Below are 23,504 nucleotides of genomic sequence, written 5' to 3'. Positions count from 1 at the left end.
GGCACAACACTCCCTGTCCTACAATGCCCCGATGACGGACTTCTCCATACTCGATCTCGCACCGATCACCGCGGGGTCGGACGCAGGGCAGGCCCTGCACAACACCCTCGACCTGGCCCGACGGGCGGACGAACTGGGATTCACGCGATACTGGCTCGCCGAGCACCACAACATGCCGGGGATCGCCAGTGCGGCGACTGCTGTGGTGATCGGCCAGGTCGCGGCCGCCACTGCGCGCATCCGCGTGGGTGCAGGCGGCATCATGCTGCCCAACCACGCGCCGCTGATCGTCGCCGAGCAGTTCGGGACACTGGATGCCCTGTTTCCCGGTCGGATCGACCTCGGGCTTGGCCGTGCACCGGGGACAGACCCGGCCACGGCCCGCGCCCTGCGCCGCAGCGCGGAGAGCGACCCCAACCAGTTCCCACGCGATGTGGTGGAGCTGCAGGGCTACCTGGCGGACCCCGCTCCGGACCAGGCCATTCGGGCGATACCCGGCGCCGGTTCGCATGTTCCGGTCTGGATCCTCGGATCGAGCCTGTTCGGGGCCCAGCTTGCGGCGCACCTGGGGCTGCCCTACGCCTTTGCCTCGCATTTCGCCCCGGGTCAGCTGCATGACGCGATCGCGATCTACCGCCGCGAGTTCCGGCCCTCCCCGGACCTGGATGCGCCCTACGTGATGGCCGGCTACAACGTCTATGTGGCCGACACCGATACCGACGCGCAGACGCTGGCCAGTTCCATGGAGGAGGCCTTCATCAGCCTGCGCCGCGGCCGACCCGAACCGATCCAGCCCCCGATCCCGCACTACCGCGAACAGCTCGACCGGGCTGAACGGGCGATTGTCGAACAGACCATGGCCTGCTCCGCGATCGGGGCACCCGACACCGTCGAGCGGGAGATGCGCCGCTTCCTTGAAGCCACGCAGGTTGATGAGCTGATCCTGACCACCACGACCTTTGATCACGACGCCCGTCGTCGCTCCCTGGAGCTCACCGCCCAGGTCTGCGACCGCCTGTCACCCCCCTGAGGGCAGCGTTTGCGCGAACGGGCTTGGCAAGGGGCGCCTGGCACAGGATCATTCGCCCTTTCGAACATGCACGAGGGCGGGCGATGTCATACCTGAAGGATTTTCCGAACCAGGAAGGTTATTTCGGCGAGTTCGGGGGTGCGTTCCTGCCTCCCGAACTGGAACCGCATTTTGCCGAGATCAACCGCGCCTACCTGACGCTCGCCCGCTCGGCCGACTTCCTGAACGAGCTGCGCTACATCCGCAAGCACTACCAGGGCCGACCCACCCCGGTGTACTACGCGCACAATCTGAGCCGCGAGGCCGGCGCGCATATCTATCTCAAGCGCGAGGACCTGAACCATTCCGGTGCGCACAAACTGAACCACTGCATGGGCGAGGCCCTGCTCGCCAAGCACATGGGCAAGCGCAAGCTGATCGCGGAGACCGGCGCCGGCCAGCACGGCGTCGCGCTGGCCACGGCAGCTGCGTACTTCGGCATGGACTGCGAGATCCACATGGGCGAGATCGACATCGCCAAGGAAGCGCCCAACGTCACCCGCATGAAGCTGATGGGCGCACAGGTCGTGCCGGTCTCCTTCGGCGGCCGTTCGCTCAAGGAGGCCGTGGACTCGGCCTTCCAGTCCTACCTGTCGCAGGCCGATGAGGCCCTGTTCGCGATCGGCTCCGTGGTAGGCCCGCACCCGTTCCCGCTGATGGTGCGCAACTTCCAGTCCGTGGTTGGCATCGAGGCGCGCGAGCAGTTCATGGAGATGACCGGCGGCGAGCTGCCCGATCATGTGGTCGCCTGTGTTGGCGGCGGCTCCAATGCGATGGGCATGTTTGCCGGCTTCATCGAGGACGCCGGCGTCCAGCTGAACGGCGTCGAGCCACTCGGACGCGGCACGAAGCTGGGCGAGCACTCCGCTACGATGACCTACGGCAAGCCCGGCATGATCCACGGCTTCAAGTGCATGCTGCTGGCCGACGAGGAAGGCAATCCGGCCCCGGTCCACTCCATCGCCTCGGGGCTGGACTACCCCGGCGTGGGCCCGGAGCACTCCTACCTGAAGACCATCGAACGCGTGGCCTACCATGCGATCAGCGACGACGAGACGCTGGAGGCCTTCTACCGCCTGTCGCGTGCCGAGGGCATCATCCCGGCGCTGGAGAGCGCCCATGCCGTGGCCTGGGCGATGAAGTACGGCCGCGAGAACCCCGGCGTTACGATCCTCGCCAACCTGTCCGGCCGGGGCGACAAGGACATCGACTACGTCGCCCGCGAATTCGGCCACGGCGACTAACACCTCGGGAACTCCCTGCCAGGGCCTGGGTATCTAACACCCAACAGGCTTTGACGGAATGGTGTGATGGCGGGTGGCTGGTCCAAAGACGGCGCGGAACAGGAACAGATCGACGACACCGTCGAGGACGCACTGGCGCGCGTGCGCAGCCAACTCCCCGAGGGCGAGAGCCTGGAGGCGTGCGAGGAATGCGGGGCCACAATCCCCGAGGCCCGCCGCCTTGCCCTGCCCGGCGTACGCCTGTGCGTCCCCTGCCAGGAGGCGCATGACGAGACGGACGCGGCCTTCAGCCCCTACAACCGGCGCGCCTCCAAGGACAGCCAGTTGCGCTGAACCCTGCCGTACCCCGCGGCCACTACGCAGAGGTCGATGGCGATGGCCCGTACCCTGTACATCACCCACCCCGCCTGCCGGCTCCACGATGCCGGACCCGGACACCCGGAATGCCCGCAGCGACTGGCCGCGATCGATGCCGCGCTGCAAAACCTCAATGGACTGGAGCGCATCGAGGACCCGCCGGCGGCCACGGACGAGGACCTATTGCGCGCCCACTCCCGTACCCATGTAGACGCGATCCACGCGGCCCAACCCGACCCGGGCGTTCGCGTTGCCGTGGACCCCGACACGCACATCAACGAGCATTCCATTCGCGCCGCGCACCATGCGGCGGGAGCCACAATCGAGGGTACCCGCCGCGTCCTCGAGGGCGAGGCCCGTAATGTCTTCTGTGCAGTTCGGCCCCCTGGACACCACGCTGAGCGGGACCGGGCAATGGGCTTTTGCCTGTTCAACAACGTGGCAATCGCGGCACGCTGGGCCCTGGACGTACACGGCCTGAGCCGTGTCGCAATCGCGGACTTCGACGTCCATCACGGCAACGGGACCGAAGACATCGTTCGCGATGATCCCCGGGCGCTGTTCTGTTCCAGCTTCCAGCATCCGTTCTATCCGGACCGGCCGCTGTCCCGGCGCGAACACCTGGTCCATACCCCACTCGCGGCGGGTACAGACGGCCCCGCCTTTCGCGCGGCGATCGAGCGCGACTGGCTGCCCGCCCTGGAACGATTCCGGCCGGAGTTGATCCTGATATCAGCCGGGTTCGATGGCCACCGGGACGACCCACTCGCCGGGCTCAATCTGCTCGAGAGCGACTTCGAGTGGGTCACGCGCCAGCTGATGGCGATTGCCGAGCGGCACGCGACCGGCCGTCTGGTCTCGGTGCTGGAGGGTGGCTACGATCTCGCGGCGCTGGCGCGCAGCGTACGCAGCCATGTGCATGCGCTGACGGAAAACACGTAACCACCCCATGGGTGCGCTACCCTGCGCCCATGAACCTGCGCAGCCACCCCCTCCTAGTCGGCCTGATGTTCCAGGCCGCCCTGATCCCCCTGGCATTCTTCCTGGCCGCAATCGCCGGGGTTCCGCTGGGCGAGCACCTGCACTGGGATCCGAATCATGCGCTGATCGGCGTGATCGCGGTGCTGCCGATGCTGGCGATGCTGGGGCTCATCGCGCATTTCGGCGGGTCCGCCTACGACACCCTTTCCGGACAGGTGCGCGATTTCATCGCGCGACTGTTCGGAAGCGCCTGGCCAGGGGCCATCCTGCTGATTTCGTTGCTGGCCGGACTCGGCGAAGAGCTCCTGGTTCGCGGTGTCCTGCAGACCTGGCTCGACACCCACCTGCCGGCGTTCCTGGCGATCCTGATCGCCGCGGTGGTCTTCGGCCTCGCCCATGCGATCACGCGGCTCTATTTCGTCTTTGCCACGGCCATCGGGCTTTATCTGGGGCTCGTCTATTACCTGACGGGCAACCTGCTGGTGGTCATCATCACCCACGCGCTGTACGACTGGATCGTGATCCACTGGTACCGGCGCAAGCTCTGACGCCCACTTGCGAAGCGCACGAGGCATTTCCATACTCGACGGATGGTCACCCTTCAGGGGCGCCGCCGTGAACCGACTCCACCGGGGCGATTTTCTGTTACTGCTGGCGCTGCTCGTCCCGCTCTGGGCCGGTGGCCACCTGGCGCCCATCATCTGGGAGCGCGACGAGGTCATCCGCTGGCTGACGCAGGTCTCCGGGGTACTCGCCCTCACCTGCATGCTGCTGGCCGGCATCCTGAGCATCCGGCTACCGCACAGCGACCGCCCGTTCGGCGGGCTGATCGACCTCTGGAGACGCCACCACGCCCTGGGCGCCGCCGCCCTGCTCCTCGCGATCGTGCACGTCTGGCTCGTCGCCGCCGGGGGGATGGGACACTCGGTGGCATCCGCCGTTCACCGCCTGTTCCCGGGCCCCGATCACTGGGCCATCCTGGCCGGATGGGGCGCACTGGTCGTGCTAGTCATCGTGCTGGCCCCGACCTTCAAGTTCTTTGGCGAGCCCGGGTACGCCCGCTGGAAACGCCTGCATGTGCTGTCCGGCCTCGCGCTTCTGCTGGGGGTTGTCCATGCCTGGCCGCTGGCGCAGGCGACCTGGCCCTGGTGGCTGCTCGGGATCCTGGCACTGGCCGCCTACCTGTGGCGCAAGCTGCTCTCGCCCCGCATCGGACGGCATGACTACCGGGTCGACGGAGTCGAGCGGCTGACCCCGACCATGGTCGAGCTGCGTCTGCGTCCCGAAGGAGAGCCGCTGGCGCATCAACCGGCCCAGTTTGTTTATCTGACGCCGCTCGACCCGGGACTGGCCAACGGCCAGGGCGAAGAACACCCCTTTACCATCGCCTCCGCACCCGGGGAGGAATACCTGAGGATTGGAATCAAGGGCCTGGGCGATGGATCGCGCGCGTTGCAGACGGTCGCCAAGGGTAGCCCGGTCCAGGTCGAGGGCCCGTACGGCACCTTCCTGCAGGGGCATGACCGCAAGCGGCCGGCCGTCTGGCTGGGCGCGGGAGTCGGCATTACCCCCTTTGTGTCTGCGGTACGCGCGCTGGCGCACGAAGGACGTTCGGCCAACCCTCCCGTGCACCTGTTCCAACTGGCCGATCGCCGGGAAGCAGCGGCCTACCATGACGAACTCGAGCGTCTCGCCAACACGATCGAGGATCTGGACCTGACATTGCACCTGCGCGAACGGGACGGCCTGCTCAGCGCCGATTTCCTGCGGCAGCACTGTGCGGATTTCGCATCCGCCGAGTTCTGGATCTGTGGTCCGGGGGTTGTCGATCGTTACGTCCGCGGACTCCTGCATGCCGAAGGCGTGCCGAACGCGCGCATCCACTCCGAGGCCTTCCATCTGCTGTGAGAACGCCATGACACGAACCGGCCAGACTCTCTACACGCTCCTAGTCGCGTTCATCGCGAGCCTGCTGACCCTCCTGGCCGTGCACCTGCTGGGCCCGGACACCACCCCACCGGTTGTGGAGGGTGACGAGGGCATCACGCACGAGGAACTGGCCCGCCACGCCAGCGAAGACGACTGCTGGATGGCGATCCATGGCGTGGTCTATGACTTCACTGAGTACCTGCCGCGCCATCCGACGCCGATCGAGGACGACTGCGGAACGGATGCCTCGCACGGATGGGATACGAAGGGTACCGGCCGCCCCCACAGCCGCCGTGCCCACGACATGCTCCCCGACTACCGCATCGGCGTACTCGCCGGGGAGGGGTCGCCTTGAATCGCGTCAAGAACGCGCCTCGCAGATCGCCAGGGCCAGCTGATTCCGAACCGATTTCAGAGCGCGCAGCACCAGCGGGTCCAGTTCCGTGCTGCCCGGCGCCAACTCCAGGTACAGCAGCCCCACACAGCGCTCACGCACTCCCAAGGGCAGCAAGAGAAAACTACGCGCATCCAGCACATCACGGAACTCCCCCGGAATGTAGCGGCTGATCGCCGGGTCCGAACTGTCGCTGATCACCATATCCTTGCGCTGTGTCATGGCCAGCGAGAGGACATTGCCGGAGCCGGACAGAGACAAGCGCAAGCGCCCGGACAGGGATTCCGCCTCATGCCCGAACGCGGTATGGGCCACCAGCGTGCGGCGTTCCCGATCCGCCAGCATCAGCATCGCGCGGCGCAACCCCAGCACCTGGTAGATGTTTTCCAGCGCGGCCTGCACCAGCGGGTTCAGCTCGAATCCCTCGACCATCGCATCGAGCATGTCCGTCAGCGACTCCATCAGCGCCGCCGCCTGCTCGGCCGGTGACGCCGCCCCGGAGCCCGGGCCGTCGGCCGCCAGGCCACCATTGGCATCCAGCAGGGCCTCCTCGTCCGGAACATCGCCACCCTGCGCGGTTTCGCCAACCCCCAGATTCCGTCGCAGTTGCCGCAGATGTTCCTGCCCCTCGCGCGGCAGCTTGACCACGCTCAGAAACTGCTCGAGATGCTCGCGCCCGTCCTGAATGGCCCGGCGCATACCCGTAGCTTCGACGTCCAGCGACGCCTTGTAGCGGCGCCGCAGTTCGGCCAGGGCGAGATCCTGCTCCGCCGGGTCCTGGTGGATAATCCGGCCCGCCATCTCGCTGGCCAGGGTCACGATCCGGTGCAGACGCTGGTCCGGGTCGCGTACCGCCGGCAACGTGCCCTCGGGCGCCCGTTCGACCGCCTGCACGATCTCGCGCGGAAAGTTCCAGTCCTCCAGCACGGCACGCGCCAGTGCCTCGTACGAGAGCCCAAGCACCTGGCGCGCCGCACTGCCCTCGGAAACGCCCTGCGTCTGCCGGATCTGAATCTCGTCGGCCTCCTCGGGGAGGTAGTAGAGCGCCAACATCCGCCCAATGTCGTGGAACAACGCGCAGACGAACGCCTGTTCGCTTTCGACTCCGCCGAGCTGCCGGGCCAGCGTGCGCGCCAGCATCGCGCTGAACAGCGTCTGAACCATCGCCTGCATCAGGCGAGCGGACTGGCTCCCGCCCTTGAGGTTTTCCAGCAGGACGAGGCCTAGCGCCGCCGTGCGCACCTGCTCGAATCCCAGCAGGACGACCGCACGGGACACCGTGCGGATGTTGCCGCCGAAGTTGCTGTAGAAAGGGGAATTGGCCAGCCGCAGAAGCTTCTGTGTCGTCGCGTAGTCCTTCAGCACCGCATTCGACAGTTCGGCGACCGAGCGCTGCTGGCTGTCGCCCGAGCACTGGGTAATCTCGCGGATGTGGGCCGAGACCCCCGGGAAGTCCGGCTTGCGCCGGATCCTTCGAAGGATGAAGTCGCCCGGATCTCCCGCGTCGGACTCGCGGCCCTCGGTCACGGCGAGAAACGCCTCGCGCAGCGCCTGGGCCGTTGCGTAACGCTCGTGCGGATCGGGCCGCAGTGCCCTCAGGGCGATGGCATCCAGGCGTTCGTCGCCCTCGCCCGTGTGCTTCGACGGCGGTTCGAAGACGCCGGTTTCCATCGTATCCAGAACACCCTGGTCGGTGTCCCCGGGAAAGGCCCGACGCCCCGCCATGAGTTCGTAGAACAGCGCCCCCAGCGAGAACACGTCCCCTGCCAGTGCAGGCGTGCCGCCGCGCAGCTGCTCCGGGGCCAGGTAATGGCGCGTCTGTGTCTGATGCCCCGCGGCCTGTTCGCTACCCTGGGGCAACGCGAGCCCCAGACCGGTGACTCGCGCATGACCATCCGCGCCCACCGTGATGTTCGCGGGCTGCAGCGACCCATGAACAATCCCCTGCTCGTGCGCAGCGGCCAGGGCATCGACAATCTCGCGCATCAGCGCCAGGGCGCGGTCCAGCGGCAGCCGTCCCCTGGCGAGCAGGGCATCCAGCGTTTCGCCCTCGATGTACTCGCATACAAGGTAAAGACCCTCGTCCCAGGGCCCCGCTTCGAAGATCGCCGCGCTGTGGGGGTGCCGGAAGCGGCTCACCGCGCGGGCGGAACGCATCAGTTCATCACGCGCCTCGGCATCGCCCAGGGCCTGTTGCGTCAGCGTACGTACCATCACGCGCCGGTCCAGTACGCCGTCATGCGCGACATACAGGCCGTCGCGCGCACTCTCCCCCAGTGTCGCCAGCACACGAAACCGATCGATCCAGCGTTCCTGGCTCGCGTCACGCGACCTCGCCATGCCCCCTCCCCAAAGCCGTTGCCACTCTCTCGCCCCGAGCCCGGTACCCCCGCCAAAGCGGCGGTTATACCTCCAAACGCCCCCGTGCCGGTGCATTCATGATGACACGACCCGGCGCCAGTGAGGTCACCTGTCGCGGGATCGCTTGTCGAGATAGGCCTTGAGGTTTGGAGGACGGTAGTCGCGCGACTGCCGGTAGCGTTCTTCGACCGACGAGTGCAGCCGCGTCGGGGAATCCCCCTGGTCGAGATCCCGGACCAGTGTACGGCGCAAGCGATAGATGTGACGCCGCGACTGGTGGATCGCGGCGCGAGCGTCGGGGCGCAGGCTGGCCGGGAGGTGCGGCTCGAACTCCAGTCCTGCGGCGGATGCCTGCTCCAGCATCCAGTCCAGGGCAATATCGGCGACCCGCAGCCCCCGGGCATCGGGTGGATAGCCGCCCCCGATATCCGCGTGCACCCCGGCGAACCACTGCTGGTCCAGATCCAGCCCTTCGCGCGGCTCCCACAGGGTGGGTTCGAAGTCCGCGCGGCGCTCGTCGATGGCCAGTGCATGCCGGGCGATCCGGACATTCGGGCCGAGCTTGGTGTCGTAGAACTCGTCGGTGCGGTCGAACAGCCCGAGCACCGAAAACGGGATGCCCAGTGCCCCGACGGTATCCCAGACACCCACGAAACGGATCGTCCGAGAGGGATGGCTGTGGGTCTCGCGAAAGGCGCGCGAGTGCTTGCCCTCGGGCTTGTAAGCCGCCCCTGTGCGCTTGTACAGGCGAAAGGCCTCTTCGATCAGGCGTGCATCCGGGCGCCGGAGAACCCCGCAGTTGTTGATCAGGCCGCACAGGCTGCGCACGGTGTACGCGCCCCGGCTGAACCCGAACAGGAAGAGCTCCGTGCCGGAGGCGTAGTTCTGCACGATGTAGCGATAGGCATCGGTGATGTTTTTGTGGATGCCCCGCCCGGTTATTCCGCCACTGACCCGGGCGTGGTACGACCCCACACCCCAGTCATAGAACACCTGCTGGGTGTCGCCAGCGGCGTCGACCGGCGCCACCGCCCGAGCCAGGCGCAATACGTTCGTCGGGACGTCGGACTCGACGTCCTCTTCCGGACGGTTCCAGGTCCCGTCCGCGCAGATCACGATACGGCGCGTCATCATCGGCCTCCCTGCCGCTTACCTGTCCTTCAGCCTAGACTGCGCCGGTCCGATGCGCATGTCCCGACCGGTGCCCCCACGCAACGCTAACGGCCAATCTCGATTCGCCGCACCCCGGGGCGCTCGCCATCCTTGCGGCGGGGCACATGGATATCCAGCACGCCGTTCCTGAAGTGCGCGGATATGCCGTCCGTGTCGGCGTCGCCGGGCAGGCTCAGGACCCGGCGAAACCGCCCGTAACTGCGCTCGATTCGATGGTAGCCCTCCTCGTCCTCTTCGTGTTCCTGGCGTTTCTCGCCGGAGACGATCAGGTCGTCGCCATCGATCGAGAGGTCAATCTCCTCCTCCGCGATCCCGGGCACCTCCACCGAGATCCGGTAGGCCTTGCGTCCCTCGGCGATGTCCACGCTGGGCTTCAGCCACAATGGACCGGTACGCCCCGCGAGGGCACCGCCCGGGGCACGACCGAAGAACTGCTCGAACATCCGGTCCATCTCCTGGTGCATCCGCAGCAGCGGGTCGCCCGTGGCGTCATCGCGCCGCACGGGCAGGACCTCGGGCTGTTCCTGTTCCTCGCGCTTGAACCAGTTCCACGGCTTGAGCTTTTGCAGGTCCATGCGGTCACCTCCTCGTATTGTGTGTCGTACGCACTTGCATTCAGGGCTCCTACCCCGATACGTAGGAAGTCGAGCGAACTTTTCAATATCCAGGGCCGAACCCATCAGAAAAATCGGCCCCCCGACCGTGGCCGATCATCAATGGAACAGGACTTTTACATCACGCTGTTCATCATCGCGGGTACCGTGGCGACCTCCGTCTGGGCCTGGCAGCGACCGCGCGTGATGGAGCGGATGATCTACTGGCCACCGGCGGTGGCCCGCGGGGAATACTGGCGGCTGATCACCCACGGGTTCATTCACGCGGACGGTACCCATCTCGCGTTCAACATGATCACGCTGTTCTTCTTCGGGATGGCCATGGAGCGCGTGCTGGTCCCGGAGATCGGCGTACTGGGCTTTGTGGCGTTCTATCTGGCCGGCATCGTGCTGGCGATCCTGCCCACCCACCTGCGCCATCGGGACAACCGCTTCTACCGCAGCCTGGGCGCCTCGGGAGCGGTCTCGGCCGTTCTGTTCGCCTATATCCTGCTGCAGCCCTGGTCGATGCTGTTCGTGTTCTTCATCCCGATGCCGGCGATCGTTTTTGCGGCGGCTTATGTGGCCTATTCCTTCTGGGCGCAGCGCCAGGCTCGCGACAATGTGAACCACAGCGCCCACCTGTGGGGCGGTGCCTGGGGCGTAAGCTTCATGCTCCTGCTGGAACCAGCGCTGTTCGGCCGTTTCGTCCAGGAACTGTTGTCTCCCCTTGGGGGATAGACGTGAATCCTTCCCGGCACCCGGTGGTCCCATAATGCGCAGCCGCACGTAACCGGCCCGGATTTCATCCCAGGAGGTCGCATGGCTCGTACCGCACACGCACACGCACACGCCCGGCCGGCCATTGGCCTCGTGGCCGGCCTAGCTTTCGCTATTGCGCCCACACCACCACTGGCGGACCACGAAGCCCAGAACCGGATTGTCTGGCAGGATCCCGGCGAAGTCGCCCGCGGCGAGGCCTACCGAGGCCCCTGGCGCATGAATGCCTCCGAGTTTCGCTATGTGGACGATGCCTCGGTGGCGATCAACGATCATGGCGAGGTGGTGGTCGTCTGGGTTGACCAGGTAGAACAGGCGATCTTGCTGCAACGCTACGACCGGGACGGTCAGGCCGTCCTGGATGAACCCACCCGTATCGGCGGGGAACCGGACACCTTCTCCTGGCTGCCACGCGTCGCGATCGAGCCGGCCCCGGATGACGAGGACGAATTCACCGTGCATCTGCTCTGGCAGGAGATCCTGTTTACCGGGGGCGACCACGGCGGGGAGATCCTCTATGCCCGCTCCCGGGACGGCGGCCGCTCGTTCGAGGACCACCAGAATCTGTCCAACTCGCGGGACGGTGCCGGCAAGGGACGCATCACCGCCCATCGCTGGGACAATGGCAGCCTGGACCTGCTGCTGGCCGCCGAGGGTCAGGTCGTCGCGGCCTGGACCGAGTACCAGGGTCCGCTGCGCGTCACCTATTCGTCCGACAATGGCGAAAGCTTCGCGGAGCCCGAGACGATCAACGAAGGGGCCGACAAACCGGCCCGCGCACCGAGCCTGGCCCGGGCCCCCTCGGGGCGCATCCTGCTTGCCTGGTCGGAGGGCGACAGTCCGTATGCCGATGTCCGCATCGCCACGTCCGATGACCTGGGCGAAGGCTTTTCCCCACCCGCGACGGCGCTTGAAACGCCCGGTCACGCCGACGCCCCTTCGCTGGCCGTGGATGACGAAGGCACCGTGCATCTGGCGTTCGGAGCCATCCCGGCGAACGACCTGGAGGACTACCGCCAGCCCTACCACCGTCGAATGCACATCACCCAGGCCGATGCGGACACCCTTGAGTTCAGCCCGGCGAACGAACTCGACGCGGACGACTGGCCGGGCGGCTTCCCCACGCTGTCGAGCTCCGCCGACCGGCTCTATCTCGTCTGGCAGCGCTATCCACACCCGACTGATCGCCCGTACGGCCTCGCGTTTAGCCTCGCTCCACTGGACACCCTGGCGTTCGCGCCTGTCGAGCCCGTCCCCGGGACCGTCGACCAACCCTACAGCGGTGGGCTTCAGGGGCAGCTGAAACGGCGGATGGCCGCCAACGCGGCTGGCGAGATCGCGATCGCCCAGAGCCGCTTTGTCCCGGGCAGCCACAGCGACATCCTGTTGATCCGCGGACAGGTGCAGGATCGCTGATGGCCTTGGAGCCCTTCTCGCTGATGATCCACGGCGGTGCCGGCCACATCCGCGAGGCGCAGGACCCGCTGGTTGCCGCGCAGTATCACGCCGCGACGCTGCGGGTACTAGAGGCCGGCCGCGAGCGCCTGGCCCATGGCGAACGAGCACTCGATACCGTTGAATACTGCGCGGCGTTACTCGAGGACGAGCCGCTGTTCAACGCCGGCATCGGAGCCGCGCTGACCCGCGAGGGCACGGTCGAGCTGGACGCCGCGATCATGGAAGGTGAAACCCTCGGTGTGGGGGCTGCGGGCGCCGTTCGCGGGATCGCCAATCCCATCCGCCTGGCCCGCGCAATCCTGGAGGACGGCGCGCATGTGCTGCTGGTTGCGGAGGGTGCCGCAAGCTTTGCTCGGCAGGCCGGGCTGCCCCTGATCGACGAAAGCCGACTGATCACGGCGCAACGGCGGGAGCAACTGGAACGAACACTGCGACGCGGCACAGTCACGCTGGACCATGACGAGCCCGCCCCGGGGACCATCGGCGCGGTCGCCCGCGATCAGCACGGCCACCTGGCCGCGGCAACCTCCACAGGCGGCATGAATGGCCAACGCCCCGGCCGCGTCGGGGACTCGCCCATCGCAGGTGCGGGCGTCTACGCCGACGATCACACCGCCGCCATCTCGGCGACCGGCCTCGGCGAGCATTTTCTACGCAGTGTCTTCGCCAAAGACCTGGCCGACCATATCGAGCTGCTGGGCCTCGGTGCCGCCGAGGCCCTCACCGCGAGCCTGCGACGGCTGCGCGAGCGACTGGACGGCTACGGCGGGGCGATCGTGATCGACCGCGAGGGGCGCTGTGCGGCCGGCACGACCACCCCACGCATGATCCGTGGCTGGATCGAGCACGGCGGCGCCAGCGAGACGCGTATCGACCCGTAATCGCGGCCCATCAAGCGCGATCCAGAACAAGCCGTTACCATTCCTCGCCCACGCACGAAACCACAGGCCGCCACCATGCAAGACGCCATCGCCCGCCTCCCCAAGGTAGAGCTGCACCTGCACATCGAGGGCGCCCTGGAACCGGAACTCCTGTTCCGGCTGGCCGAGCGCAACAACGTGGAACTGCCCTATGCCTCGATCGACGAGGTGCGCGCGGCCTACCAGTTCCAGGATCTGCAGTCGTTTCTGGACATCTATTACGCGGGGGCCTGCGTCCTGCTGACCGAGCAGGACTTCTACGACCTGACGTGGGCCTATCTCCAGCGCTGCCAGCAGGATCACGTACGCCACACCGAGATCTTCTTCGACCCCCAGACGCATACCGAACGCGGCGTGGCGTTCGCGACGGTGATCGACGGCCTCACCCGCGCCCTGGGCGACGGCGAACGCGAGCTGGGCATCTCCAGTCGCCTGATCCTGTGCTTTCTGCGCCACCTGAGCGCCGAGGCCGCGATGGAGACCTTCGAGGCGGCCCTGCCCTACCGCGACCGCATTGCGGCGTTCGGCCTGGACTCGGCCGAACAGGGCAACCCGCCGGAGAAATTCCGGGCCGTCTTCGATCGCGTGCGCGAGGCCGGCTTCCGTGTCGTCGCCCACGCCGGCGAGGAGGGCCCGCCCGAATACATCCACCAGGCCCTGGACCTGCTGCAGGTCGATCGCATCGACCATGGCGTGCAGGCCGAACAGGACCCCGCCCTCCTGCAACGGCTTGCGAAGGAACAGATCCCGCTGACCGTCTGCCCGCTGTCGAACATCAAGCTCTGCGTGTTCGACCAGCTCGAGGACCACAACCTCAAGCGCCTGCTCGATGCCGGCCTGCGGGTCACCATCAACTCCGACGACCCCGCCTACTTCGGCGGCTACATCGGCGAGAACTTCCGCGCGACCACCGACGCGCTGGCACTGTCGATCGACGAACTGGAAAAGCTCGCCCGCAACGCGGTCGAGGCCGCCTTCATGGACGATCCGTCGCGCCAGCAACTGCACGACGAAATCACGGACTGGCGCCGCAGCATCGCCTGACCGGGAACCGGGACAGGACGTCTCCTTCAGCCCTGGCGGGTGTCCGTCTGGGCTGGCGGCACCCGGTCAAACCACGGCTGCGCGGTTTCCAGTTGGGTTGCCAGCGAGAGCAGCCGCCCCTCCTCGCCCCAGGGCGCCATGAACTGCACACCCACGGGGAGTCCATCCCGATCCCAGTGCAGCGGCACCGACATCGCGGGGATTCCGGCCAGGTTGGCGGCCAGGGTAAACGGGGTGCGCTCCAGGTTCTCGAACGTCATCCGCTCCAGAAAGCGGCTGTTCAGCATCCAGCGGCCCACAGGCAGGTACAGGGCAAGCCGTTGCAGGGCGCGGACCAGGGGGGCTGGCTCCAGCTCGCCGATCCGCGGGGGCGGCATCGCCACGGTCGGCAGCAGCAGGACGTCATAGCGCTCGAACAGCGTCGCCAGCGCCAGACTCACGCGATTCCAGCCCTGCCGGGCGCGGGCGTATTCCCCCGCGGTCAACGCCCGCCCCAGCCGCGCCAGCGTACGCGTATCCAGCTCGAAGTCGTCCCAGCGCGCACCCCGTTCGCGCGCCCGCGCCACAAACGCCGCCACCTGTCCGTACAACAACGCCAGTACCGACCGCGCCACATGCCGGCCATCCACTGGCCAGTCCGTTACCCGCTCGACGACGTGGCCCTGCGCTTCCAGCAAAGCGCCGGCCCGCCCCACCGCCTCCACACAATCGCGATCGACTCTTCCGCCAACGGGCGAATCGACGTTCCAGCCGATCCGCAGGCGTCCCGGCTCGCGTCGGGCGAGTACCTCGAAGCTTGCCGAAGGTGGCTCCACCCGAAAGGGCGCGGAAGCACTCTGCCCCGAGGACAGGACATCGAGCATCCGGGCACTGTCACGCACACTGCGCGAAAGCACCCCCTCGCTCACGGCGCCCTCCCAGGCCTCGCCCGCCAGCGGCGTCACCGGCACCCGACCGCGCGAAGGCTTCAGTCCGAATAACCCGCAGTACGAGGCCGGTATGCGAATCGACCCGGCCCCGTCGTTGGCACCGGCCATGGGCACGATCCCGGCCGCCACGGCCGCCGCCGCCCCGCCGCTGGAACCACCGGGCGAGCGATCGATATCCCACGGGTTTCGCGTCGGCCCCCAGAGCGCGGACTCCGTAACCCCCTTGAGCCCGAATTCCGGGGTCGCGGTCTTGCCCAGAATCACCAACCCTGCCTCTTCGGCTCGGTGGACGGTGTCAGCACTGGCCGGCGCAATCACCTGACGGCAGGACCGACTGCCCAGGGTCGAGGGAAGCCCCTGGACGTCCTGCAGGAGGTCCTTGACCAGGTACGGGACCCCGGCGAATGGTCCCTTAACGCCCTCGTCGATTCGCGCATTGGCACGCGATCGGGCATCGATGCAAACCGCATTGAGCACGGGGTTCACCGCATCCAGGCGCTCCAGCGCGCACCGCAGCAGAGACCCGGGCGCGACCTCCCCGTCACGCACGGCTGCCGCACAGGCGCAGGCATCCCATTGGCGATAATCGCGCGCTCCCGGTGCCTTGCCAGCGTCGTCTCCTTTCATGACGGAACTGTACCGTGGGTTGGCTTATGCAGTCAGGCGACCCACGCTCCATTCATGCCCCGGCAACACAGCCGAAGTACCGCAGTTGTTGCAAACGCTGGCAACGCGCACTATACGGAGCGGCAGCACGGACGCTGCGGTTTCCGGACGGAATGGGAGCAAGGACATGCACGGGCACAGGGGGCCACGGCAGGATCGCCCACAGGAGCCGGGATCATGAGGATCCTGGTCGTCGATCGCTCGCGCGTGTTCCGGGCCCTTTGGAGCCGCATGGTGGGCACCGCCGGACACGAAGCCAGCATGGCCGGCACCGGCGCCGAGGGGCTCGCACGCCTGGACATCTTCCGCGCAGAGTTGGCCTGCGTTTCGCTAAGCCTGCCCGACATGGATGGCCTGGAATTCTGCCGCGCGGCGCGCAAGAAGCGTCACGGCCGCGGGCTGCCACTGATCCTCCTTACGTCCAACCCCGATATGCGCATTCGCGAACGCGCCTTCGCCGCGGGCGCGACCGATGTCCACGACCGAACCAACATTGGGGAACTGTTCCAGCAGGCCGAACGGTACGCGCAGCCGCTGGAGAACCTCCACAGCGGACGGATTCTGTTTGTGGAGGACAGCCCCACCGCCGCACGCTACCTGCGCCGCGCCCTGGAGCCGATGGGCATCGATATCGTGCACTACGCCAGTGCCTCCGACGCCCTCGCGGCCTTCGATCCCTCGCAGTTCGACCTGGTCCTGAGCGACATCCTGGTTGAGGGCGAGCTGAGCGGGATGGGGCTTGTGGGGTGCATCCGTCAGCAATGCCCGGACATGACCGAGATGCCAATCGTCGCCATGTCTGGCCTGGATGATCAGCACCAACGCGCGGAGCTATTTCGCCTTGGCGTCAATGACTTCATCACCAAACCTTTCCAAGGGGGTGAACTTCGGACGCGCCTGTGCAACCTGCTGAACAACAAACGCCTGATGGAAGAGGTCCGCCTTCAGCGTCAGAAGCACTACGAAATGGCAATGGTTGATCCACTGACCGGTCTGAGCAATCGCAATGCACTAACCGAGTTCGCCAGCCGTTTCTTCGATGAGCCCTGCAGCCGGGAACAACCGCTGGCCCTGATCCTGATGGATCTCGACCACTTCAAGGACATCAATGACCGTCACGGTCACTTGGTCGGCGACAAAGTCCTCGCGGCCATTGGCGAACTCCTGCGCGCCGTGGCCGCGCCCGGCGAGGTCCCTGTCCGCTTCGGCGGCGAGGAACTGCTGATCCTGATGCCAGGCAACGACCTGTTCGATGCCCATACCCGTGCCGAGGACCTGCGCCAGCGGATCCAGGACCTGCGCCCGGCGGGCCTGCCGCTCACCGCGTCCTTCGGAGTCACCAGCCGAGAGCCGGGCAGCGATGTAGAAATCAACGACCTGTTCCGCGCGGCCGACGAGGCCGTCTATAACGCCAAGGCCCAAGGGCGGAACTGCGTGGTGTCGGTCCCCACGCGGTCACAGGAATCCACGGAACAACATTTCGGCTGATCGACATCGCCCCAGGTAAGCGCTCCCTTGCGTGGGCGGAACCCGGACGCCGTTCACAGCTTCCCACATGCGCCCCCCGGTCTCCGCCATGGAGCGTCACAGAATCCCTATACTCTTCACATATTCGCACCCCGGAAATCTGCTTGTCTGATCCTGCCTCCCCGCATACCGCCGATCACGATCGGCTGCTCGACACCAATCGCCGTTTCTACAATGACTTGTGGAAAGACTCGCAACTGGTGTCGCCCGACCAGTTCAATACCTGGCCGCTGGTCTGCCGACTCAATCGCGACGGCTGCGAGCGCCTTGAGGTCGGGCCCGGCATGCGGCCGCGGCTGCCCATCGCCGGTACCCACTTCGCCGACATCAGCGAGCCCGCCCTGCGCACGCTGCGCGCCGAAGGCGGTCACACGGAATCTGCGGTCATCAGCGACCTGCCCTACGAAGACGGCCGCTTCGACCTGATCTCTGCGCTCGACATCATCGAGCACGTCGAGGATGACGAGCAGGCCATGCGCGAACTGACGCGTGTCGCCGCCCCGGGGGCGCGCATCCTGCTCTCGACGCCCCTCCATCCGGAGTACTGGACCCGCTTCGACGAAATCGTGGGTCACTACCGCCGCTACACGCCCAACAGCCTGTTCGCGTTGCTGGAACGCCATGGTCTTACCATCGATCAGAGCGGCGTCTTCGGCATGAAGCCCCGCTCGTCACTCCTCACCCGTCTGGGCATGTGGTTCCTGCAGCATCACCGCGATACGGCCATGCATTACTACAACCGCTACTTCATGCCGCTGGCCCTGAAGCGTCAGAAGACGCTCCAGCTCTATCCGGGCATGATCCCCACAGAAGACGTCGGCGAGGTCTTTCTGGTCTGCCGCCGAGTGGCCTGAGACGCGCACTCGCGGCCGGAACATGGTTGCTTGAAGGAACCCGCTCCCGCGGGTATGGTCCATGGATCAAGTCCCTTACCCAGGCTGCATCGATGTTCGATACCCGTCCGCTGCATACGGCCCAACAACAGCACCCATTTATCCTGTCGCTGCTCGTGCTCGCGACCGGCTTCGTGCTGACGATGCAGAATCCGCAAGCCCAGGACGCCACTGCCGAGCTGGTCTCGAAGGTTGAGCTGCCCACCCTCGCGCAGGTCATGGAAATGCGGCCTCAAAGCCCGCCGCCCGGGGTCGAGGGTGACCAGATGGTCAGCGAGGAGACTGAGGAGACGCAGGCCCTGATCATGCTGGACCGCGAAGCACAGGTCACCCGTTCCGCGAGCGACCTGCGCGAACGCCCGCAGCGGTAGCTTTTGCCGGTTTCGACCGGTATCGCGACATCCCCAATCCTTTCCCGGGGGCTGAATGCCGGAATCGCTCCGACCAACGCCCGGTGACGGGCGCGCACTGAACCCCCATCTGGTCCCCGGCCTGCGCGAGTACCTCAACGAGGACGAGCACGCAGAAGGCCGGCTCGAGGCCCATGCCCTGATCGAGGACGCCGTCGCCGTACGCGCCTCCGACATCCATCTCGACCCCGAACCTCACGGCTACCGCATTCGGCTGCGCATCGATGGCCTGATGGTCGACGCCACGACACTCGAGTCCGGCCTCGGCGAACTGCTGTCCAATCAGCTCAAGACGCTGGCCAGTCTCGACCCGATGCCCACCCTGAACTCCGCGGAAGGCAGCTTCGCCTGGCGCGGCGAGGACACAGGGCACCTGGATCTGCGCGTTACAACCGTACCCTGCGTCAATGGCGACAAGCTGTCCGTGCGCATCCTGGCCGAGCCCGATGCCTTCCAGGACCTGAGCGACCTGGGTCTTCCGGAACAGGAGGTCGAGGCCATTCGCCAATGGACGCAGACAGCCGGTGGCGTACTGCTGGTGACCGGCCCCACCGGCAGCGGCAAGACCACGACCCTGTACGCCCTGCTGCACGAAATCGGCCAGACATCGCAGCAGATCATCACGCTCGAGGACCCGGTCGAGTACGCCATCCCGGGCGTGAACCAGATCCAGATCAATACCGACCAGGGACTCGACTTCGAGCAAGGCACCCAGACCCTGCTTCGACTCGACCCGGATTACGTACTGGTCGGCGAGGTCCGCGACGGGCCATCCGCCCGCGGCGCGATCAACATCGCCACCAGCGGGCGTTCCCTGATGGCCACCCTGCACAGTCGTGATGCAGTCGGTACCGTCGCCTCCCTGCGCAACATGGGCCTTGAAGACTTCGAGATCGCGCCGACACTCGAGCTTGTGATCGCACAGCGGCTCGTGCGACGTCTTTGCCCGCATTGCCACGAGCACCGGGCACCGAACGACCGAGAGCAAAAGTGGCTCGGCATCGGCGGTCGCGAGACCCCCGAGACGGTCTGGGCCGCGCGCGGCTGTTCCGTCTGCAACAATCTGGGCTACTACGGCCGCATCGGCATCTTCGAGGTCTGGCACCTGGACGAGTCCGACAGCGCGGCCATCCTCGACCACCACGACGACAGGGGCCTGCGCCAGCGCCTGGCCGACAAGGGCCAGCGCATGCTCCTTGATGACGGCATGGACAAGGCCGAACGCGGACTGACGACCTACGACGAGTTGTTCCGCGCCGGCCTGCTTTCCCCGTAGCGCAACCACACATCGTCAAACCTCGATTACGTTCCCCCCCATGGCCCCAAACGACACATTCAACGCATTGCTGCTGCAAGAGGGCGATCCTCGACCGATCGCCGAGGTATCCACCCTGAACCCGGCCGACCTCCCGGCAGGGGAAGTACTGGTCGCCGTTGAACACTCGGGGCTGAACTACAAGGACGCAATGATCCTCAACGGACTGGGTCGCCTGGTGCGGGAGTATCCCCATGTGCCGGGCATCGACCTGGCGGGCACCGTGACGGAATCCAGCGATGCCCGCTACCGACCCGGGGATCACGTCCTGCTGACCGGCTGGCACGTCGGCGAACGCTACTGGGGCGGCTTCGCGGAATACGCCCGGGTCCACGGGGACTGGCTGACCCCGATGCCGGACACGCTGGATGCGCGTGGCGCGATGATCGTGGGCACGGCCGGGTTTACCGCCATGCTGGCGATCGAGGCCCTGGAACACGGCGAGATCACCCCCGGGACCGGAGAGATCCTGGTCACGGGCGCGTCCGGCGGCGTGGGCAATCTGGCGATCGCACTCCTTGCCGCGCTGGGCTATCGCGTTGTGGCCGCCACCGGCCGGCCGGAAAACGCCAGGCACCTGGAGACCCTGGGCGCCCGGTCGATCGTGCCCCGAGGCGAGCTTGCCGAGCGGCCCGACCGCCCGCTGCTTTCCGAACGCTGGGCGGGCGTGATCGACAGCGTGGGTGGCGATACCCTGGCCCATGCACTCGCCGAGACCCAGGCCCGCGGCGTCGTCGCCGCCTGCGGACTCGCGGGCGGGGCGGGGCTGACGACCACAGTCATCCCGTTCCTGCTGCGCGGCATTCGGCTGCAGGGCATCGATTCTGTGCAATATCCCGCGACCGACCGCGAACGGGTCTGGCAACGGATCGGCCGCCTCCTCTCGCCGGAGACGCTCAAGCGGTGCCTGGCGGAAGAGATCGGCCTGTCACAGCTCCCGGAGCGCGCGGAGGCGCTGCTGGCCGGTCAGATCCGCGGGCGTGTCCTCGTCACTCCAACAGACCACTGACGAGAGCGCTCAGGCATCCACCTCAGTCACGGGCTGCCTGTCCCACTGCCGGCGAAGCCTGCTCACATCGCCCGCGAAGGCCCGCGCATCATAGCCCGCAGCACGCATGCGCTCGGCCAGTACCGCGGACTGCGTACCACGAAAACAGTAGAGCACGTACGCGCGGTCGCGCGGGAACTGCTCGAAGCACGCCACGAGTTCATCGGCCGGGTGATTCACCGCGCCCGGCAGGTGCCAGTGCCGATACAGATCGGGCGGCTGACAATCGATGATCTCCGCCGCCGCGGGGATATGCTCGACCAGAAGCGGGCTCGTGCGATCCGCGGATGGGGCCGGCGCCCCCAGGTCATGCATCCGGGCCTCGGCAACGGCGCGGTCCAGGCAGCCGTCACTGAGCGCGGCTTCCAGCCTTTCGATGTGTGCGCGCTTGCTGGTCACCATCGGCCGCTGATTCGCGATTGCGCAAAACTCGGGGACCTTCTCGCACACCTCGAACGTGCCGATCGCGCGCGCACGGTTCATGATCTCGGTCTTGTCGAAGCCGATCAGTGGCCGCAATACAGGCAGATCGGTTACCGCATCGATGGTTTCCAGGTTGGACAGGGTCTGAGACGAGACCTGACTGAGCGCCTCGCCGGTCACCAGCGCCTCCGCGCCACGCTCACGCGCGATCGGCTCGGCGGCCCGATACATCAGCCGTTTCAGCACGATCTGCCAGGCATCGCCGGGCACCTTCGCGCGCAGGTCGTCGACCACGCCGGAAAAGTCGACACTGAACATCCTGGGGCGAATGCCCGCGCCCCAGTCGCTGACCAGACGGCGACAGACCGCGAGCACCATCTCCTCGTGCACGGACCCACCAACGTTGCAGAATACGAAATCCACGGCGGTCCCGCGGCGCATGATGTACCAGGCCGCCACTGCCGAATCGAACCCGCCCGAGATCAGGACCATGGCGCGCCCCTGCACGCCCAGGGGCAATCCCCCACCCCCCTGCTCGCGCCTGGAGTAAATCCAGGCCTGTTCGCGGTCGAGATCGATCCGGACGACGACCTCGGGGTTGTCCAGGTCGACGCGACCGGGCCCATCCAGGACCGCACCCACCCGGCGCTCGACCTCGGTCGCCGAGATATCCTTGCGGCCATGGCGCTTGCAGCGAACGGCATACCGGCGCCCGCGCACCGCCTCCGTGAAACGGGCGCCCACGACCTCGCAAAGGCGTTCCACCGAGACCTCTTTGAGCACCGCCTCGACCGGCGAAAAGGTGCTGACCCCGAAGGCCTTGCGCAGGATCGACTGGCCCGCCTCGGGCTTCGGTGTATAGAGCACCAGCCGGCCCTGCTGGGTACGCAGATCATGCGGGATGCCGATCAGAGCCCGCTTGAGGTTCCGCCGCAGGACCCGCGTGAAATGGCGCCGGGTGCTGGGCGACTTCAGATGAATCTCCGGGGCCAGGCGAACGATGATCGGGGTTGCAGCGACGTCAGTCATGAATGTCTTCGGTCAGGAGTTCCTGGGGAAACGGGTTGAGGATGCTTTGCTCGCGCACCCACTGGACATCCAGCTCTTCTGCCAGGGCACGGATTCGCGCGTAGACATGCCGTGGCGGACACTCGCCGCGGCGGCAGGCGTCGATCGCTTCATGCAGGGCCGTCGAACGGGATGGGTCCAGGCGATCGCGAAAGTGCCCGGCCATATGCTGCAGCACATTCACATGTTGGCCGACCGACACGGGTCTTGCCAGCACCCCCATAAACCGCCGCGTGTATCCCGGCGCGACCTCGTCCCGCGGCTGCCCAGCGGCTTGTGCAACAAAACGCCCCAACTGATCGTAGCCGACCCGGTCATGGGCGAGCAGCAGCATCTTCTCGCGCGTATGGAAACGCATGAGGTCTCCCAGGGTCCACCGCGCGGCAAACAGCTCGCGAACCCGCGCATGCGCAAAGATGCGCTCGAGAAAGGCCTCGCGAGCATCCGGACCGGCCAGCCCGGCCTCCTCGACGACGGGCAGGTCGGGTAGCGCATCGGTCAGTGCGGTGGCGAACAGGCCCGCAGCAGGCTCGGCCTCGTTCGCCACCCGAACCTGCAGCCCGCAACTGGGTGATCGTGCCTTGAATATGTAGCCATCCAGTCCGGCCGCCGCGAGGACTGGCACACGGTCTTGAACAAAGTCCTGGACGGGGCCTGTGCAGTCCCCACCCGTTTCGTTCCCGCGCAGCGCCAGGCGTCCGCCTTCACGAACCAGGTGCATCGGCTCGCGCGGCGTGCCCAGCACCGCCTCCGGACAGACAGGTACCCAGGTGACATGGCGTGCCAGCCGTTCGACCACAAAGGCCTCCCGCCGATGTCCACCGTCGTAGCGAACGGGTTCGCCGAGCAAACACTGCGACACACCGAGATTGGGGGTTGGTTGCGGATTCATCTGCCATGCGGGTGGATGTGCAGGACATTC

At 66.7% G+C, this 23,504-nt stretch carries 22 protein-coding genes; 16 read left to right on the top strand and 6 right to left on the bottom strand.

All coding sequences use genetic code 11. From position 1 onward, the window contains the following. Positions 1-31: 31 nt before the first annotated feature. The 7 genes from C936_RS0110015 (at position 32) to C936_RS0109985 (ending at position 5,935) form a co-directional block, all read left to right on the top strand. Positions 32-1,030, top strand: a complete 999-nt coding sequence (locus tag C936_RS0110015; RefSeq protein WP_018174218.1) for an LLM class flavin-dependent oxidoreductase — start codon at positions 32-34, stop codon at positions 1,028-1,030. Positions 1,031-1,113: 83 nt separating this feature from the next. Next, positions 1,114-2,313, top strand: a complete 1,200-nt coding sequence (gene trpB / locus C936_RS0110010; protein WP_018139329.1) for a tryptophan synthase subunit beta — start codon at positions 1,114-1,116, stop codon at positions 2,311-2,313. 66 nt (positions 2,314-2,379) lie between these two features. Next, complete coding sequence (locus C936_RS0110005; RefSeq protein ID WP_018139328.1) at positions 2,380-2,646, top strand: DksA/TraR family C4-type zinc finger protein; 267 nt, start codon at positions 2,380-2,382, stop codon at positions 2,644-2,646. Between the two features lie 36 nt (positions 2,647-2,682). Continuing rightward, entirely contained in the window at positions 2,683-3,612 is a 930-nt protein-coding gene (locus C936_RS0110000; protein ID WP_018139327.1) for a histone deacetylase family protein, read from the top strand. A 29-nt stretch (positions 3,613-3,641) separates the two neighbouring features. Next, positions 3,642-4,199 carry a CPBP family intramembrane glutamic endopeptidase gene (locus C936_RS0109995; RefSeq protein ID WP_026278829.1) on the top strand — a complete coding sequence of 186 codons (558 nt, stop codon included), beginning with the start codon at positions 3,642-3,644 and terminating at the stop codon, positions 4,197-4,199. A 67-nt stretch (positions 4,200-4,266) separates the two neighbouring features. After that, complete coding sequence (locus C936_RS0109990; protein WP_018174216.1) at positions 4,267-5,559, top strand: ferric reductase-like transmembrane domain-containing protein; 1,293 nt, start codon at positions 4,267-4,269, stop codon at positions 5,557-5,559. A 7-nt stretch (positions 5,560-5,566) separates the two neighbouring features. After that, the gene (locus tag C936_RS0109985) at positions 5,567-5,935 is read left to right on the top strand and encodes a cytochrome b5-like heme/steroid binding domain-containing protein (protein ID WP_018139324.1); all 369 of its coding nucleotides are present in this window, start codon (positions 5,567-5,569) and stop codon (positions 5,933-5,935) included. 6 nt (positions 5,936-5,941) lie between these two features. Here the strand turns inward: C936_RS0109985 and C936_RS0109980 are convergent, their stop codons facing one another. From C936_RS0109980 to C936_RS0109970, 3 genes are all read right to left on the bottom strand, one after another. Continuing rightward, positions 5,942-8,314 (bottom strand): HDOD domain-containing protein, encoded by a 2,373-nt coding sequence (locus tag C936_RS0109980; RefSeq protein WP_018174215.1) that lies wholly within the window; start codon positions 8,312-8,314, stop codon positions 5,942-5,944. 126 nt (positions 8,315-8,440) lie between these two features. Further along, complete coding sequence (locus C936_RS0109975) at positions 8,441-9,466, bottom strand: DUF2235 domain-containing protein (protein WP_019592568.1); 1,026 nt, start codon at positions 9,464-9,466, stop codon at positions 8,441-8,443. An 86-nt stretch (positions 9,467-9,552) separates the two neighbouring features. Beyond that, positions 9,553-10,083 (bottom strand): Hsp20/alpha crystallin family protein, encoded by a 531-nt coding sequence (locus C936_RS0109970; protein WP_018174213.1) that lies wholly within the window; start codon positions 10,081-10,083, stop codon positions 9,553-9,555. 141 nt (positions 10,084-10,224) lie between these two features. Here C936_RS0109970 and C936_RS0109965 point away from each other — a divergent pair, with 141 nt between their 5' ends. The 4 genes from C936_RS0109965 (at position 10,225) to C936_RS0109950 (ending at position 14,303) form a co-directional block, all read left to right on the top strand. Next, positions 10,225-10,842, top strand: coding sequence for a rhomboid family intramembrane serine protease (locus C936_RS0109965; RefSeq protein ID WP_018139320.1), 618 nt, complete (start codon positions 10,225-10,227; stop codon positions 10,840-10,842). A gap of 81 nt (positions 10,843-10,923) precedes the next feature. Next, positions 10,924-12,297 (top strand): sialidase family protein, encoded by a 1,374-nt coding sequence (locus C936_RS0109960; RefSeq protein WP_018174212.1) that lies wholly within the window; start codon positions 10,924-10,926, stop codon positions 12,295-12,297. Further along, on the top strand, positions 12,297-13,220 hold the full coding sequence (locus C936_RS0109955; protein WP_018174211.1) for an isoaspartyl peptidase/L-asparaginase family protein: 924 nt from the start codon (positions 12,297-12,299) through the stop codon (positions 13,218-13,220). The genes C936_RS0109960 and C936_RS0109955 overlap by 1 nt, the downstream gene beginning before the upstream one ends. A gap of 75 nt (positions 13,221-13,295) precedes the next feature. After that, the gene (locus C936_RS0109950; protein WP_018174210.1) at positions 13,296-14,303 is read left to right on the top strand and encodes an adenosine deaminase; all 1,008 of its coding nucleotides are present in this window, start codon (positions 13,296-13,298) and stop codon (positions 14,301-14,303) included. 26 nt (positions 14,304-14,329) lie between these two features. On the opposite strand, the gene C936_RS0109945 is transcribed toward C936_RS0109950, so the two are convergent. After that, positions 14,330-15,859 (bottom strand): amidase family protein, encoded by a 1,530-nt coding sequence (locus tag C936_RS0109945; RefSeq protein ID WP_051074796.1) that lies wholly within the window; start codon positions 15,857-15,859, stop codon positions 14,330-14,332. A gap of 216 nt (positions 15,860-16,075) precedes the next feature. On the opposite strand from C936_RS0109945, the gene C936_RS0109940 reads away from it, so the two are divergent. The 5 genes from C936_RS0109940 to C936_RS0109920 all read left to right on the top strand — a co-directional run bounded on the left by C936_RS0109940 (position 16,076) and on the right by C936_RS0109920 (position 21,052). Beyond that, complete coding sequence (locus C936_RS0109940) at positions 16,076-17,386, top strand: diguanylate cyclase (protein ID WP_018649472.1); 1,311 nt, start codon at positions 16,076-16,078, stop codon at positions 17,384-17,386. Positions 17,387-17,529: 143 nt separating this feature from the next. After that, positions 17,530-18,279 (top strand): bifunctional 2-polyprenyl-6-hydroxyphenol methylase/3-demethylubiquinol 3-O-methyltransferase UbiG, encoded by a 750-nt coding sequence (locus C936_RS0109935; protein WP_018649471.1) that lies wholly within the window; start codon positions 17,530-17,532, stop codon positions 18,277-18,279. 92 nt (positions 18,280-18,371) lie between these two features. Further along, the gene (locus C936_RS0109930) at positions 18,372-18,689 is read left to right on the top strand and encodes a hypothetical protein (RefSeq protein ID WP_012982770.1); all 318 of its coding nucleotides are present in this window, start codon (positions 18,372-18,374) and stop codon (positions 18,687-18,689) included. Positions 18,690-18,744: 55 nt separating this feature from the next. After that, the gene (locus tag C936_RS0109925) at positions 18,745-20,004 is read left to right on the top strand and encodes a GspE/PulE family protein (protein ID WP_018649470.1); all 1,260 of its coding nucleotides are present in this window, start codon (positions 18,745-18,747) and stop codon (positions 20,002-20,004) included. A gap of 40 nt (positions 20,005-20,044) precedes the next feature. After that, positions 20,045-21,052, top strand: coding sequence for an MDR family oxidoreductase (locus C936_RS0109920; RefSeq protein ID WP_018649469.1), 1,008 nt, complete (start codon positions 20,045-20,047; stop codon positions 21,050-21,052). A gap of 9 nt (positions 21,053-21,061) precedes the next feature. Here the strand turns inward: C936_RS0109920 and thiI are convergent, their stop codons facing one another. Together thiI and C936_RS0109910 are read right to left on the bottom strand one after the other, a co-directional pair. Continuing rightward, positions 21,062-22,543 (bottom strand): tRNA uracil 4-sulfurtransferase ThiI, encoded by a 1,482-nt coding sequence (gene thiI / locus C936_RS0109915; RefSeq protein WP_018139311.1) that lies wholly within the window; start codon positions 22,541-22,543, stop codon positions 21,062-21,064. Then, positions 22,536-23,474 (bottom strand): DUF523 and DUF1722 domain-containing protein, encoded by a 939-nt coding sequence (locus C936_RS0109910; RefSeq protein ID WP_018862897.1) that lies wholly within the window; start codon positions 23,472-23,474, stop codon positions 22,536-22,538. Before C936_RS0109910 ends, thiI begins: the two co-directional genes overlap by 8 nt. Positions 23,475-23,504: the final 30 nt, after the last annotated feature.

Source organism: Thioalkalivibrio sp. ALJ4 (assembly GCF_000377225.1).
GTDB lineage: Bacteria > Pseudomonadota > Gammaproteobacteria > Ectothiorhodospirales > Ectothiorhodospiraceae > Thioalkalivibrio.
Note: the sequence above shows the minus strand (reverse complement) of the source record. Positions and strands in the feature narration are given on the sequence as shown.

Bases quoted from the DNA above. Each gene is read 5' to 3' on its own strand.
- C936_RS0109930 (WP_012982770.1), top strand. From the start codon at position 18,372: ATGTTCGATACCCGTCCGCTGCATACGGCCCAACAACAGCACCCATTT.
- C936_RS0109960 (WP_018174212.1), top strand. From the start codon at position 10,924: ATGGCTCGTACCGCACACGCACACGCACACGCCCGGCCGGCCATTGGC.
- C936_RS0109965 (WP_018139320.1), top strand. From the start codon at position 10,225: ATGGAACAGGACTTTTACATCACGCTGTTCATCATCGCGGGTACCGTG.
- C936_RS0109940 (WP_018649472.1), top strand. From the start codon at position 16,076: ATGAGGATCCTGGTCGTCGATCGCTCGCGCGTGTTCCGGGCCCTTTGG.
- C936_RS0109995 (WP_026278829.1), top strand. From the start codon at position 3,642: ATGAACCTGCGCAGCCACCCCCTCCTAGTCGGCCTGATGTTCCAGGCC.
- C936_RS0110015 (WP_018174218.1), top strand. From the start codon at position 32: ATGACGGACTTCTCCATACTCGATCTCGCACCGATCACCGCGGGGTCG.
- C936_RS0110005 (WP_018139328.1), top strand. From the start codon at position 2,380: ATGGCGGGTGGCTGGTCCAAAGACGGCGCGGAACAGGAACAGATCGAC.
- C936_RS0109920 (WP_018649469.1), top strand. From the start codon at position 20,045: ATGGCCCCAAACGACACATTCAACGCATTGCTGCTGCAAGAGGGCGAT.
- C936_RS0109955 (WP_018174211.1), top strand. From the start codon at position 12,297: ATGGCCTTGGAGCCCTTCTCGCTGATGATCCACGGCGGTGCCGGCCAC.
- C936_RS0109945 (WP_051074796.1), bottom strand. From the start codon at position 15,859: ATGAAAGGAGACGACGCTGGCAAGGCACCGGGAGCGCGCGATTATCGC.
- C936_RS0109950 (WP_018174210.1), top strand. From the start codon at position 13,296: ATGCAAGACGCCATCGCCCGCCTCCCCAAGGTAGAGCTGCACCTGCAC.
- C936_RS0109910 (WP_018862897.1), bottom strand. From the start codon at position 23,474: ATGAATCCGCAACCAACCCCCAATCTCGGTGTGTCGCAGTGTTTGCTC.
- C936_RS0110000 (WP_018139327.1), top strand. From the start codon at position 2,683: ATGGCGATGGCCCGTACCCTGTACATCACCCACCCCGCCTGCCGGCTC.
- C936_RS0109970 (WP_018174213.1), bottom strand. From the start codon at position 10,083: ATGGACCTGCAAAAGCTCAAGCCGTGGAACTGGTTCAAGCGCGAGGAA.
- C936_RS0109980 (WP_018174215.1), bottom strand. From the start codon at position 8,314: ATGGCGAGGTCGCGTGACGCGAGCCAGGAACGCTGGATCGATCGGTTT.
- trpB (WP_018139329.1), top strand. From the start codon at position 1,114: ATGTCATACCTGAAGGATTTTCCGAACCAGGAAGGTTATTTCGGCGAG.
- thiI (WP_018139311.1), bottom strand. From the start codon at position 22,543: ATGACTGACGTCGCTGCAACCCCGATCATCGTTCGCCTGGCCCCGGAG.
- C936_RS0109975 (WP_019592568.1), bottom strand. From the start codon at position 9,466: ATGACGCGCCGTATCGTGATCTGCGCGGACGGGACCTGGAACCGTCCG.
- C936_RS0109925 (WP_018649470.1), top strand. From the start codon at position 18,745: ATGCCGGAATCGCTCCGACCAACGCCCGGTGACGGGCGCGCACTGAAC.
- C936_RS0109985 (WP_018139324.1), top strand. From the start codon at position 5,567: ATGACACGAACCGGCCAGACTCTCTACACGCTCCTAGTCGCGTTCATC.